General features: G+C 70.9%; 12 protein-coding genes and 1 other RNA gene. 2 read left to right on the top strand and 11 right to left on the bottom strand.

Annotation, left to right across the window (positions count from 1 at the left end; all coding sequences use genetic code 11):
- Positions 1-34 precede the first annotated feature (34 nt).
- A complete protein-coding gene (locus OG963_RS27795) occupies positions 35-646 on the bottom strand; it encodes an ABATE domain-containing protein (RefSeq protein WP_371799569.1) in 612 nt (203 codons plus the stop codon).
- A 119-nt stretch (positions 647-765) separates the two neighbouring features.
- On the opposite strand from OG963_RS27795, the gene OG963_RS27790 reads away from it, so the two are divergent.
- Positions 766-1,308: a GNAT family N-acetyltransferase gene (locus tag OG963_RS27790; protein WP_319325164.1), complete on the top strand. Its 543-nt coding sequence runs from the start codon at positions 766-768 to the stop codon at positions 1,306-1,308.
- Positions 1,309-1,332: 24 nt separating this feature from the next.
- Here OG963_RS27790 and OG963_RS27785 read toward each other — a convergent pair whose 3' ends face one another.
- The 7 genes from OG963_RS27785 to OG963_RS27755 all read right to left on the bottom strand — a co-directional run bounded on the left by OG963_RS27785 (position 1,333) and on the right by OG963_RS27755 (position 10,071).
- Positions 1,333-1,920 (bottom strand): GNAT family N-acetyltransferase, encoded by a 588-nt coding sequence (locus OG963_RS27785; RefSeq protein WP_093776747.1) that lies wholly within the window; start codon positions 1,918-1,920, stop codon positions 1,333-1,335.
- Between the two features lie 17 nt (positions 1,921-1,937).
- The gene (locus tag OG963_RS27780; RefSeq protein ID WP_030922951.1) at positions 1,938-3,083 is read right to left on the bottom strand and encodes a uroporphyrinogen-III synthase; all 1,146 of its coding nucleotides are present in this window, start codon (positions 3,081-3,083) and stop codon (positions 1,938-1,940) included.
- 126 nt (positions 3,084-3,209) lie between these two features.
- Positions 3,210-4,541: a NarK/NasA family nitrate transporter gene (locus OG963_RS27775; protein WP_093776745.1), complete on the bottom strand. Its 1,332-nt coding sequence runs from the start codon at positions 4,539-4,541 to the stop codon at positions 3,210-3,212.
- 145 nt (positions 4,542-4,686) lie between these two features.
- Complete coding sequence (locus tag OG963_RS27770) at positions 4,687-5,940, bottom strand: acyltransferase (RefSeq protein ID WP_093776743.1); 1,254 nt, start codon at positions 5,938-5,940, stop codon at positions 4,687-4,689.
- The gene (locus OG963_RS27765) at positions 5,937-8,063 is read right to left on the bottom strand and encodes a bifunctional polysaccharide deacetylase/glycosyltransferase family 2 protein (protein WP_371127940.1); all 2,127 of its coding nucleotides are present in this window, start codon (positions 8,061-8,063) and stop codon (positions 5,937-5,939) included. The genes OG963_RS27770 and OG963_RS27765 overlap by 4 nt, the downstream gene beginning before the upstream one ends.
- 66 nt (positions 8,064-8,129) lie before the next feature.
- Positions 8,130-8,792 (bottom strand): hypothetical protein, encoded by a 663-nt coding sequence (locus OG963_RS27760; RefSeq protein ID WP_093776739.1) that lies wholly within the window; start codon positions 8,790-8,792, stop codon positions 8,130-8,132.
- A gap of 319 nt (positions 8,793-9,111) precedes the next feature.
- On the bottom strand, positions 9,112-10,071 hold the full coding sequence (locus tag OG963_RS27755; RefSeq protein ID WP_371799568.1) for a LysR family transcriptional regulator: 960 nt from the start codon (positions 10,069-10,071) through the stop codon (positions 9,112-9,114).
- A gap of 84 nt (positions 10,072-10,155) precedes the next feature.
- Between OG963_RS27755 and OG963_RS27750 the strand changes: the two genes are divergently transcribed.
- On the top strand, positions 10,156-11,403 hold the full coding sequence (locus OG963_RS27750) for an MFS transporter (RefSeq protein WP_256223711.1): 1,248 nt from the start codon (positions 10,156-10,158) through the stop codon (positions 11,401-11,403).
- Between the two features lie 73 nt (positions 11,404-11,476).
- Here the strand turns inward: OG963_RS27750 and ssrA are convergent.
- From ssrA to OG963_RS27735, 3 genes are all read right to left on the bottom strand, one after another.
- Positions 11,477-11,846, bottom strand: a transfer-messenger RNA (tmRNA) gene (gene ssrA / locus OG963_RS27745).
- A gap of 95 nt (positions 11,847-11,941) precedes the next feature.
- Positions 11,942-12,430, bottom strand: a complete 489-nt coding sequence (gene smpB, locus OG963_RS27740) for an SsrA-binding protein SmpB (RefSeq protein WP_030922931.1) — start codon at positions 12,428-12,430, stop codon at positions 11,942-11,944.
- An 18-nt stretch (positions 12,431-12,448) separates the two neighbouring features.
- Entirely contained in the window at positions 12,449-13,642 is a 1,194-nt protein-coding gene (locus tag OG963_RS27735; protein WP_093776735.1) for a S41 family peptidase, read from the bottom strand.
- Positions 13,643-13,669 lie beyond the last annotated feature (27 nt).

Below are 13,669 nucleotides of genomic sequence, written 5' to 3'. Positions count from 1 at the left end.
GGGCCCGATCCATTCAATGCTGTTCCGAGAATTTTTACGAGGTGAGCTCCGCCGGGACCGTGGCCCCCGCCGCCCGGCGCCGGTGCCGGGCCACCCGTTCCCGGTTCCCGCACACCTCGCTGGAGCACCAGCGCCGCCGCCGCCCGCGTGACGTGTCGAGGTAGATCCGTCGGCAGTTGTCGCCCTCGCAGCGGCGGAGCCCGGCCCGCGCGACGGGGTCGGTCAGGAGCTCCACGACGTCGCGGGCGACGGCGGACAGCAGCGCCCGGCATTCGAGGTCGGCGCTCAGCGCCCGTACCAGCAGACCGTTCCGGGCGCGCACGGCCCGCACCCCCGGCGGGGCCCCGGCGGCAAGTTCGTTGACGCGTTCGAGCGCGCCGTCGGCGTCGCGGCCCGCGAGCTCGGCGGTCAGCAACAGGTCGACGCCTGTCCGCAGCTGCCGGAAGCTCGCCAGCCAGGTGTCGTCGACGGCGTCGAGACGGGTGTCCTCCGGTATGAGTCCGGTGCTCACCAGCCAGTCGGCGAGCCGGTCCGTCCCGTCGAGCAGTTCGCAGGCGCCGGAGGTGCCGATCCCTGTCGCCACCAGGTCCAGGCAGAGCCGCCCGGAGTCGAACCGCCAGTCGTACGAGCCTTTGCCCGCCGCCATGCGCATGTCACCGCCTCGGGGTCACCGGTGGTAGCCACCACCAGAGTGCCCGTCACCGGCCCGGCCCGGAACCCCTCCCACCACCCGGGTCGCGGCCGGGCCCCCCGTACGGTGAGGACATGAGCGACGATCTCCGGGAGGCCGCGTTCTCGGCCGGCCCCCTGCTGCTGCGGCCCTGGTGCCGGGACGACATACCGGCGCTGGTGGAGGCCTACCGCGATCCCGCGATGCGCGACCGATTGCGAGATCTCATCACGGACGAGGCGGACGCGGAACGCTGGCTGCGGGTCCAGACCGAGGGCCGGGAGTCCGGCACCCGGTTCAGCTTCGCCGTCGTCGACACGGACCTCGACGACCGACCGGTCGGCAATGTGGCGCTGAAGTACCCGGCACCCGGCTCCGGTACGGCCGAGGTCGGCTACTGGACGGCGGCGCGGGCGCGGGGCCGCGGACTCGCCCCGCAGGCGGTCGAAGCGCTCACCGGCTGGGCGTTCGCCGCCTTCGCCGCCGACGGTCTGAGGCGGCTCGACCTGCTCCACCAGGAGGACAACCGCGCCTCGTGCCGGGTCGCCGTGAAGAGCGGGTACGCCTTCGCGGAGATCCTCCCGGCCCGTCCGCCGTGGCCGCTCGACGGGCACCGCCACGTCCGGGAGGCCGGCTAAGGGCTGTCCGGCCGGGCGGGCCGGTCAGCCGGCGGAGGGCCGGTCGGCCGGTCCTTCGACCGGACCGTCGTGCAGGATCCGCTGGAACAGCCGGTGGTCGCGCCACTGACCGTTGATGTGCAGATAGCGCGGTGCCATACCGATCACCTCGAAGCCGCACTTGGCGAGCACTCGCTGCGACGCCGCGTTGTCGAGCAGGGTCGAGGCCTCGACGCGGTGCAGCCCCAGCACGTCCCTGGCCGCCGCGCAGACCTGCGCCACGGCCGCGGTGGCAAGGCCCCGGCCCGCGTACGCGACATCGACCCAGTAGCCGAGACTGGCGCTGCGGAACGGCCCCAGCACGATGTTGGTGAGCGTGAACCCGCCCATCGCCCGGTCGTCGGCGTCGGCGAGCACCCACGGCATCACCCGCCCCGCCTCATGGTCCGCCAGCAGCCCGGCCAGGCGCTCCTGCTGCCCCTTCTCGGTGTAGAAGACATCGGGGCGTATGGGCTCCCAGGGCTGCAGGTACGCGCGGCTGCGGGTCAGCGAATCGGCCAGACAGGCGGCGTCGGCCATGGTGGCGGGACGGAGTCGTATCTCCGTGTCGAGCAGCTGGTTTCCGGTGGTCATCCCTGCACGGTAACGCCTCAGGAGTCCGCGTACTTGGCGTCCGCGGCCGCCGGGTCCAGCGCCAGTCGATAGCCGCGCTTGACGACCGTCTGGATCAGCCGGGGCACACCGAGTGCCGTACGCAGCCGGGCCATCGCGGTCTCCACCGCGTGTTCGTCCGAACCGCTGCCGGGCAGCGCGCGCAGCAGGTCGGCCCGGGCCACCACCCAGCCCGGCCGGCGGGCCAGGCAGTGCAGCAGGGCCATGCCGGCCGGCGGCACGGGGCGCAGTTCGTCGTCGACGAGCACCGCGTGACCGCGGATCTCGACCCGGTGCCCGGCGACCGGCAACGTACGGGCGCCACCGGGCAGTTCGCGGCAGAGCAGCTGGACGAGCGGCCCGAGCCGGAAGCGTTCCGGCTGGATGGTGTCGATGCCGCGGGCCTGCAACGGCAGTGCGGTGACCGGGCCGACGCAGGCCGAGACGACTTCGCCCTGCAGAGCGCCCAGGATCTCCGGGAGCAGTCCGCGCTTGTCGGCCCGGTTCAGGAAGGAGGCGGCGGCCGGGGCGCTGGTGAAGGTGAGCGCGTCGAGGCCACGGGCGGCGGTGATGTCGAGCAGCCGGTCGAGCGGGGCGAGGTCCTCGGGTTCCATCCATCGGTAGACGGGTACGACGACGACTTCGGCGCCGCCCGCCCGCAGCGACTCGACGAAGCCCGGCAGTGGTTCGCCGTGCAGCTGGAGTGCGATGCGGCGGCCCTCGACGCCCTCCTCGAGGAGCCGGTCCAGGACCTCGGCCATGGACTCGGATCCGGGCGACCACGCCTCGGTGAGCCCGGCGGCCCGGACGGCGCCCTTCACCTTCGGTCCGCGGGCCAGCAGTTCGACCGTGCGCAGCCGGTCCAGCAGCCGGTCGCCGATGCCCCAGCCGTCGGCGGCTTCGATCCAGCCGCGGAAGCCGATCGCGGTGGTCGCGACGACCACGTCGGGGACCTGGTCGATGAGTTCCTCGGTGGCGGCGAGGAGTTCACTGTCGTCGGCGAGCGGCACGATCCGCAGGGCGGGCGCGTGTACGACGGTGGCACCCCGTCGCTGCAACAGGGTGCCGAGTTCGTCCGCGCGCCGTGCGGCGGTCACCCCGACCGTGAAACCCGCGAGGGGCCCGTGCTGTTCGTCGTCGCGCATGTGGTCTACCGGCTCTCGTCCCGCTGCTCGTTGATGCGGAGGACCGAGACTGCCAAGAAAGCGTGACAGGCTCGGTTCACCCGTATTTCCCGCCCGTTACGTCGTCCCGACGCCGGACGGCCATGATCACACCTCGGCGTAACTGAGCTGCGGCTTCGCGGGGACGACGGTGGCGCGGCGAAGGTATACCGCCCAAGTGACCGCGAAACACACCCCGTAGAAGGCGAGGAATGTCCAGAAGGCCGCCGTCCCCGTGCCCGCGGTCTGGAAGGACTGCCGGAACGCGAGGTTGATGGCGAGCCCGCCGAGCGCGCCGACGGCGCCGATGAGTCCCATGGCCGCCCCGGACAGCCGCCGCCCGTGGGCCGCGGCCTCCTCACCGCGGAGCCCCTGGGAGATCGCCTTGGCATGGAAGATGCCGGGGATCATCTTGTACGTCGACCCGTTGCCCAGCCCGGTCAGGACGAAGAGGGCGGTGAACCCCACGAGGAACACGGCGAGCGACTCGATGCCCGAGGCGTACACGACGACACCGGTCGCTGCGGCCATCGCGGCGAAGTTCCACAGGGTGATCCGGGCGCCGCCGTACCGGTCGGCGAGCCACCCTCCCGCGGGCCGGATGAGCGAGCCGAGCAGCGGGCCGATGAAGGTGAGCGAGGCGGCCTGCAGCGGGGTCCGGCCGAACTGGGTCTGCAGGACCAGCCCGAAGGCGAAGCTGTAGCCGATGAAGGAGCCGAAGGTGCCGATGTAGAGCACCGACATGATCCAGGTGTGCGGGTCGCGCACGGCGTCCTTCGCTGCCCCGGTGTCGTTCTGCACGGGGGCCAGGTTGTCCATGAAGGACGCGGCGCACAGGGCGGCGACGACGATCAGCGGCGCGTACACGGCGAGCAGGACCCGCGGGTGGGTGGCGCCCGCCGTGCCGATCACCAGCAGCCCGACGAGCTGCACGACGGGTACGCCGATGTTGCCGCCACCCGCGTTGAGCCCGAGCGCCCAGCCCTTCTTGCGGAGCGGGAAGAAGGCGTTGATGTTCGTCATCGACGAGGCGAAGTTCCCGCCGCCGATCCCCGTCAGCGCGGCCACCACCAGGAAGGTGGTGTACGAGGTCCCGGGCTCCATCACCAGGTACGCGGCGACGGTCGGCACGAGAAGGGTCAGGGCGCTGATCACCGTCCAGTTCCGCCCGCCGAACCTGGCGACGGCGAACGTGTACGGGACCCGGGCCAGGGCCCCGACCAGCGTCGCCGTCGAGATCAGGAAGAACTTCCCGGCCGGGTCGACCCCGTACTCCGGCCCCATGAACAGCACCATCACCGACCACAGGGTCCAGATCGAGAACCCGATGTGCTCCGAGAGCACGGAGAACCACAGATTCCGGCGGGCGATCCGCTCGCCCTTCTCCTGCCAGAAGATCTCGTCCTCCGGCTCCCACTGCTCGATCCACCTGCCGGCCATCACGCCTCCACGGTTCACGTTCCACGGGTGTCGGGTCGTCTGACTCGACGCTAGGGAGCGCGCGTTTCGGTGCGGTGCCGCGAAGTGACCGGTGGGCAACCTTGCTCTCACCGGGCCTGGGGCGGCCCGGTGAGGAGAAGGCAGGTCACTGCGGGGCCGGTGCGTTCTTCCTCCGTCTCGCGGACGCGCCGGTGGGCCACAGCCGGGGGCTGCGCTTCGCGGCGACGTCCTCGACCCAGCCGACCGCGAGGATCACCAGCGCCAGCAGCGGCCAGACCAGGAGCAGCATCAGCACCGCGTACGAGGAGTCGATGTACTGACCGATGTGGTCACCGACCCAGGGGATGTTCCACAGCTCGTCTATGAGCGGCGAGGTCGCCATGATCAGCACGTTGTGCCAGAGGTAGATCGTCACCGCGCGGTTGTTGGCGAGCGTGATCAGCCTGTCCCACCGGGCCAGCCTGCCGGGGAGCCGCTGCCAGGACGGTGCGTACTGGAGCAGAATCGCGCAGAAGCCGAGCGACCAGGCCGACTGGGCCAGCGGGATCTCGTCGAGGTTCCAGCCCTCCTGCGTCAGATGCCCCGCGGCCCACCACAGTCCGAACGCCATCAGGAACGCGGCGAGCGAGACCGCCAGATAGCGCGGGATCTTCTTCAGGAGTCCGTCGTGGTGGGCGAAGCCGAGGACCCAGCAGGAGCCGAACACCGCGAAGTCGACGAGCCCCTCGCCGGTCTCCCCGGGCACGGTGACCAGCCCGGTGCCGATCACGGCGGTGAGACCGAGCGGCGCGAGCAGCGTCGCCCAGGGCAGTCGGCGGAAGGCCCTCAGCAGCAGCGGCGAGGCGAGCACGAACCAGAGGTAGGCACGGATGTACCAGAGCGGTCCGACGGCCTGGTCCGCCCAGGACTGTTCCAGGAAGCCGCCCGGCGAGCCGCTCTCCGAGGGGTAGGGCGGGGCGCCGACCGGGAGGAGGTAGCAGCCCAGCTTGATGAACCACCAGATGCCCTCCTCCTTCACGGGCTTCCAGCCGACGACGAACATGACCGGGACGACCACCGCGGCGAACGCCCACATCGGGGGCAGCAGTCGGCGGAGCCGGGCCCGCACCACGGCCGGGGCGGGACGGTCCAGCGAGCGCGCCATCAGCGAACCCGCGAGGGCGAACATGACGCCCATGGAGGGGAACACGACCGTCAGCCAGGCCCAGCCGAAGACGTGGAAGACGACGACACGGACGAGGGCCACAGCGCGCAGCAGGTCGAGGTACCGGTCGCGGCCCGGCCGCTTCGGGGCGGCCGGGGCGGCCGGCGCCGGCGCCTCCGGTGCCGCTGGGGCGGATCCGGCGGACACCGGGGCCGGGCGGGGCGGGGGGAACGACGGGGTGTAGCTGCTCGTCATGCGACTGGTCTCCGATCGTTGCTGCGCCCGCGCTGGCTCACCATCACGCCGGGCGCCTCCACCACTCCCGTACGGCGAAGCTTCTGCCAGCGCAGCCGGCCGCCGGTGAGTGCGGTGATCCAGGACTGGAGCAGCACCACGTACATGAGCTGCCGGTAGAGGATCTGCTGGAGGGGCAGCGAGATCAGATGCGTCATGCGTTCCCTGTCGAGCCGGAAGGCGTACGCGGCGCAGACGGCCTGCACCGCGAGGACGCCGAGCCAGGCACCGACGGTCTTCTCGGTGGGGCCGAAGACCAGCCCGTACAGCAGGAAGACATCGATGAGGGGCGCGAGCAGCGGCGCGACGACCATGAACAGGGCGACGAACGGCAGTCCGACGCGCCCGAAGCGGCCGGACGGGCCGCGCTCGACGACGGCGCGGCGGTGCTTCCAGATCGCCTGCATGGTGCCGTACGACCACCGGTACCGCTGCGACCACAGCTGCTGCACGGTCTCCGGCGCCTCGGTCCAGGCGCGGGCGTTCTCCGCGTAGACGACCTGCCAGCCGTCGCGGTGCAGCGCCATCGTGACGTCGGTGTCCTCGGCGAGGGTGTCCTCGCTCATACCGCCGATCCGGTCCAGCGCGTCGCGGCGGAAGGCGCCGACCGCGCCGGGGATGGTCGGCATGCAGCGCAGCATGTCGTACATCCGGCGGTCGAGGTTGAAACCCATCACGTACTCGATGTGCTGCCAGGCGCCGATCAGCGAGTCGCGGTTGCCGACCTTGGCGTTCCCGGCGACGGCGCCGACCTTGGGGTCGGCGAACGGCTGGACCAGTTCACGGACGGTGGCCGGTTCGAAGACGGTGTCGCCGTCCATCATCACGACGATGTCGTGACGGGCGTGCGCGATGCCGTTGTTGAGGGCGGCGGGCTTGCCGGCGTTGCGCTGGCGGATGACGCGGACGTTCGGCAGCCGCAACGCCTCGACGATGTCCGCCGTGCCGTCCGTCGAGCCGTCGTCGATGACGATGATCTCGATGGGATGCTCGCTCGCCACCAGGGATCTCACGGTGTTGGCGATGCATTCGCGTTCGTTGTACGCGGGCACCAGCACCGAGACGGGGTGACGGAACGCGGGCCCCCAGCTGAAGTCCCTCCTGCGGACCTTCCGGGAGTGCAGGAAGGACAGCAGCAGCATCAGCCCGAAGCGGACGAGGACGAGCACCCCGATGACGGCGAGCCCGGTCACCAGCACGTCGGTGAGTTTCTCGGAGAGATCGACGGTGAAGACGAACGCTTTGCCCTTCCACAGTGCCGACCCGGTCACGGGAGTGTGCGCACTGGGGGCGCCGAGGGCGGTGGTGAGGTCGGTGAACGTGTAGCCCCGCTGCTGCATCTGCGGCAGGAACTCACCCAGGGCGGCCACGGTCTGGGACCGGTCGCCGCCGGAGTCGTGCATCAGGATGACGGCGCCCTTGCCACCCTTGGGGGTGGCCTGTTCGATGATCGCGGGGACCCCGGGGCGCCTCCAATCCTCGCTGTCCGTGTTGTTGACGACGGTGAGGTAGCCGCGCGTGCCGACGTACTGGGTGACCGGCCAGGACTTGTTGTCCATCGCGTCGGCGAACGACGAGTACGGCGGCCGGAACAGGGACGTGCGGATGCCTGCCGCGCCCGCCAGTACCAGCTGGTTCTGGGACAGCTCCCAGTCGATACGGGAGTGCGACTGGTAGGAGAGATCCGGGTGGTTGAAGGTGTGCAGCCCGACCTCGTGCCCCTCGTCGACCATGCGCTGGACGAGGCCGGGGTAGCGCGAGGCCATCGTCCCGGTGACGAAGAAGACGCCGTGCGCGTCGTACTTCTTCAGCACGTCGAGGACCTGCGGTGTCCACACCGGGTCCGGTCCGTCGTCGAAGGTCAGCACGATCCGGTGATCGGGGATGCGCAGCGTCTTGGCCGGCGCGGTGGCGCTCCGGGCGTCGATGACCGGGCCGCCGTCGAGGACCGCGTCGGGCACCTGGTCGGTGGGCGCCGGGGCCTGGACCCGGTGGTCGGCGAGGATTTCGCTGTGCACGTAACCGCGCAACATCAGCATGGCGAGCAGGGCAACGAGAAATACGGATGGCAGCAGATAGCGCATGGGTAGCCTGCGCCGCTGGTTCCGCTTCTGTCTGTTGTGCCTGCCCCGCGAGGCGGGGGTGGTCATCTACTGGGCGCCTTCTTGCTGCACGGGAGGATCCGGGGACTCGACGGGCGGGCTCGGCGACCCGGTGGGACCGGGATCGACGGGCGGCGTCGTGGTGGCGGCGGGCGGCCCGGGGGTCGAGGTCCCCGGTTCCGGCTTCTTGCCCCCGCCGGTGGTGGAGCTGGCCTTCGGCGGTTTGACGGTTGCCGGCTTCGACGGGTCCTTGCCAGGCGCGGACGCGCTGCCGGAACCGGCGCGGGCCGACGGCGTCGCACTGCCGCCGGCCACCTGGCCCGTCTCCGCGGCGCCCGGTGTCGCGCCCACCGGCACGACCGCGTCGGCGCTGCCCCTAGGAGCGGGCGGCGCCGGCGCCTCGTCCGCCTTCTTGTGCTGCTTCTGACCGGAGAGCGGCAGCCACGGCGCGCTGGAGTTGCCTCCGAGCAGGGCGACGACCAGCGTCACCGCGTAGCAGGCGCAGACCGCGGCAAGGATCCAGCCCAGACGCCTGAACGTCTTGCTGCGCCGACCGCTCTCGTCGACGAAGACGGGACCGTCGGAGCCTTCAGGGACTCCGGGTTCGGCAGTTAGTTCGGAGAGCTGACGTCCGAGACCGTCCAGTTGGACGGTGACATCGTTCGGCTCATGCGTGTGCCCGGTACGGGCACCTTCACGCCAATTTTCCACAGGTGTTGGCACATCCCCCACTCAGAAAAACGGGTGCGCACGTTTGAGCCAGTTACGTACCGACGGACTGGGCCCCCACCCGGTCCGTGCGCCCCCCAGCACCTTGCACCCGGAGGATGAATGTAGCGCACGAAGCTGACGAAATTGCCCCTGAACGAGTGATGTCCAGGAATGGGGGATACACCGATTTCACACAGCCTGCACCGAAACAAGATTCGCCTCTATATGCACAATTCACGCTTATCCGTCGTCAAGTTGAGTCAGCGTTGGTCAATAACCGGCCAACATGTCACATCAGCGCCCCGCGGCATCGACACGCCTACGACATGAAGGCCAGCTCCCCCTCGGGAAGCCAACTCCCGGCAGGCACCTCCAGCCCCCGTTCGGCCGCCGTCACCCCCGCCGCGACCCGCCGCAGCGCGTCCACCCCCGGGTGCTTCAGCCCCTTGCGCCACACCAGCGACACCGGTGACAGCGGCACGGGGTCGACCAGTGGCCGTACGACCATCCCCGGCACCTCGATGAACTCGGTGCTCGCCAGCACCGACCAGCCCTGCTTCCGCACCACCCGTACGAACTCCTCCTCCCCCACGATCTCCGGGAAGGGCGCCGCCAGTTCGATCCCCCGGCCCGTGAACAGCCGCTCCGCGAGGTCGGTCCACTCCGCCGTGGCCGGGTTGCCCGCCGCCGCGTACAGCCGCTCCCCCGCCAGCGCCGTCAGCGGGATCTGTGCGAGCGACGCCAGGCGATGGTCGTCGCGCAGCAGGACGGTCAGCCGCTCGAAGCAGACCGGCTGGTGCGCCAGCCCCGCCCGTACCGCCGGATCGAGCCCTGCCACCCGGCCGAAGGAGACATCGAGCCGCCCGGCCAGGATCTCCGCCGCCGCGCCCGTCAGCCCGCTCAGATAACGCGCCACGAACTCCACCCCAGGCGCCTCGCCGCGGGCCAGCCCGAGCAGCCGGTGGCCCGTCCCGACCGGTGCGCCGATGTCGACCAGCAGCGGGCGGGTCTGGACCGCCCAGGCGGCGCGGAGGTCGTCGTGGGCGGCGATCACCCGGCGGGCGTGCGGCAGCAGCCGTTCGCCGTCGGACGTGAGGGAGACCTGCCGGGTGGTCCGTACGAACAGTTCCGCACCGAGCTCGCGCTCCAGCCGCCGGATGTCGCGGCTGAGTGCCTGCTGGGCGACGTAGAGCCGGGCGGCGGCGCGGGTGAAGTGCAGTTCCTCGGCGACGGCGACGAAGGCGCGCAACAGCCGGGGATCGGTATCGGAGGAGGCCACGGGCCCGAACTTACAACAGATGTGCGTGAATGGGTGCTGAGCAGGTGTTGGACCGCACCGGCCGGGCGCCGAGAGGGTTGACCCATGTCGTCCGACACGCCCACCACACCGCTGCACGCCGTCTCCGGCGACCTGCTGGTGATCGCCCCGCGCACCGGCGCCCCCGCCCGTCGGGCATCCACCAACCCGTACCGCCGCCTGCTCGCCACCCCCGGCGCCCGCGCCTTCACCACCGGCAATCTGATCGCGCGGCTACCGATGGGGATGTTCAGCGTCAGCGCCGTGATCATGATCGCCGGGTCACGCGGCTCGTACGCCCTGGCCGGGGCGGTCACCGCGACCGGACTCGCCGCGACCGCCGTCGTCGCGCCCTGGACGGCCCGGCTCGTCGACCGGTACGGCCAGGCCAGGATCGCCGTGCCCGCCACCGCGGTCGCCACGCTCGGATCGCTCGCACTGCTCCTCTGCGTGCACTACGACGCCCCGGCCTGGACACTCTTCGCCGCCTACGCCGCCACCGCCACCACCCCCAACACCGGCGGCATGTCCCGAGCCCGCTGGGCCCATCTGCACCGCGGCGACCCGGCCGCGCTGCACACCGCGAACTCCTTCGAACAGGCCGCCGACGAACTGTGCTTCATGCTCGGCCCCGCCCTCGCCGCACTCCTGTGTGCGGCGCTCTTCCCGGAGGCCGGGACGCTGATCGGCGCCATTCTGCTGATGACCGGCGTGCTGGTCTTCGCCACCCAGCGCGCCACGGAGCCCCCGGTGGCGCCCCGCACCCGGGCGGGTTCCCCGCTGCGCACCCGCGGCATGCCCGCGCTGCTCGCCACGTTCCTCGCCACCGGCGCGGTCTTCGGCGCCATGGAGGTCGTCACGATCGCGCACGCCGGGGGTGCGATCCTCGCGCTCCAGGCCGGCGGCTCGTGCGTGGCGGGACTGCTGTACGGATCACTGCGCCCGGCCACGGACATCCGGCGCCGGCTGCTGTGGTGCCTGGCGGGGATGACGACGCTGATGTCCCTGCCGCTGCTCGCCGCCTCGGCGAGCGATTCGCTGCTCACGCTGGCCGGCGGTCTGCTGCTGGCGGGCGCGGCCACGGCACCGACGATGGTCACCGGGATGACGCTGGTGCAACGGCTGACCCCCGAGGGTCGGTTGAACGAGGGCATGACGCTCTCCGTCACCGCGCTGCTGGGCGGGATAGCGGCCGGTTCGGCGGTCGGCGGCTGGATGGTGGAGCACACGGGAGCGGTGACGGGGTACGTCGTCCCGGTGTGCGCGGCGGGACTCGCCCTGGCCGTCGCGGCGACCGGAATCCGCCGGGCATGAACCCGGAGACGGCCCCGGACACGAACGAGGACCCCGCTGCCGGTGGGCAACGGGGTCCTCGTTCACATGGGAATTGTGGAGATGGCGGGAATCGAACCCGCGTCCAACGGTGCAGAATCAGGGCTTCTCCGTGTGCAGTTCGCTGCGCTTTTCTCGGCCCCGGAGATCACGCGAACAAGCCTCCGACAGGCCCAGCCACTGTTTGATTTCCTTCCAGGCCCCGTGACCGGGTCTAGAAGTTTAGATCCCTTGATGATGCCAGGATCCGGGTCGGGATCACCCCCGGGCTGACACTTCGCAAGTCGCTACTTAGGCAGCGAGGGCGAAGGAATCGCGCTTGGAATCGGCGATTATTGGTTGCGACATATGGTTTACGAGATCATTGCCGCTTCCTCGACACGCTTCCCCTGCTTCGACATCCGCTGTCGAAACCGATCATCCCCATGTTGTGTTTTCAAACGCGCACCCGCTGTGAGGTGCAGTGCCATCGTACGTGACCAACGCACGACGGTGCCAGCCTATTCCTGCCGGAGCGCGCTCAGGCGCTCCGCTGGCGACGCCGGGCTGCCGAGATCGCGCGGTTCGTCTCCCGCAGGTCCTGCTTCTCCCGCAGCGTCTGCCGCTTGTCGAACTCCTTCTTGCCCTTGGCGAGCGCGATCTCGACCTTGACCCGGCCGTCCTTGAAGTACAGCGCGAGCGGCACGATCGTGTGCCCGGTCTCCTGCGACTTCGACTCCAGCTTGTCGATCTCGGCCCGGTGCATCAGCAGCTTGCGCTTGCGCTTGGCGGAGTGGTTGGTCCAGGTCCCCTGCACGTACTCCGGGACATGGATGTTGTGCAGCCACGCCTCGTGCCGGTCGATCTGGACGAAGCCGTCCACCAGCGAGGCCCGGCCCAGCCGCAGCGACTTGACCTCGGTGCCCATCAGTACGAGACCGCACTCATAGGTGTCGAGGATGTGGTAGTCGTGCCGCGCCTTCTTGTTCTGCGCGATGAGCTTGCGCCCTGTGTCCTTTTCCTTAGCCATAGTGCGGCCATTTTCGCACTACGACCCACCCCCGAGGCCACTCAATACTGTCTCGCCCCGCTGCAGGGCCCGGGAGGAGACCGCGAGGTCCGGGGTGATGCCGTGCCCGTCGACGCTGCGCCCCGCCGGAGTGCGGTAGTGGCCGACGGTCAGCTCGGCGACCGAGCCGCCCGCGAGCTTGCTCGGCATCTGGACGGAGCCCTTGCCGAAGGTCCGCGAGCCGACGGTGACGGCGCGGCCCCGGTCCTGGAGGGCGCCGGTGAGCAGCTCGGCCGCGCTCATGGTGCCGCCGTCGATGAGGACGACGAGGGGGCATACGGTGTCGCCGCCCGGCTCGGCGTAGAGGGCGCGCTGCTCGCCGTGCACGTCGTAGGTGGCGACCAGCCCGCCGTCGAGAAACGCGGAGGCGGCGACCACGGCCTCGGTGACCAGCCCACCGGAATTGCCGCGGAGGTCGAGCAGCACCCCTGCGCCCGCGGGTGCGCTCCGGACCGCGTCGCGGACCTTCGCGCCGGCGCCCTTGGTGAACGAGTCGACCTTGATCAGTACAGCTGCGGAGGAATCGGAACGGTCCGGTCCGAGCTTCTGGACGGTGACGGCCTGGGTGAGGAGCCGGGCCCGGGTCAGCGTCAGCGTCCTCGTCGGGCCGGTCGCGCCGTGCTGGACGCCCAGCACGACGGTGGTGCCCGCGGCGGCGCTCGTACGGTCCCCGCGCAGCAGGGCGACGACCTCGGCGACGGGGCGCTTGTCGACCCGGTGGCCGTCGATCGTACGGAGCAGGTCGTCGCGCTCGATTCCGGCCCGGTCGGCGGGACCGCCCGGCTGGACCCGGGCCACGGCGACCAGTCCGTCGGCCGAGCGCTTCGCGGCCAGCCCGACCCCCGTGTACGAGCCGTCGAGGGCCTGCTCGAACTCTTCGTACTCCCGCTCGTCGTACACCGCGCCCCACCGGTCCCCGCTGCGGCTGACGACCTCCTCGGCCGCAGCGGTAGCGGACTTGCCGTCGGCCAGTGCCTCGGCGGCCGCGTGCGCGACCTCGTCACGGTCGGCGGTGGAGGCGACGGCACGGGCCCTCATCGAGGTGCTCGTCCGGTCCCCGTGCGGCAGCGATCCGGTGGCCGCCCCGGTGGCCAGGACGCTCGCGAAGACCAATGTCAGGGCCGCCCCGCGGCAGAGGCCGCGGGGCCCGAGAGCGTGTGCAGGGCCCGACATGGCGTTGAGTCTAGGACAACACTCCGA

This window comes from Streptomyces sp. NBC_01707, from assembly GCF_041438805.1.
Lineage (GTDB): Bacteria > Actinomycetota > Actinomycetes > Streptomycetales > Streptomycetaceae > Streptomyces.
This window is presented reverse-complemented; position numbering and strand designations above follow the sequence as displayed.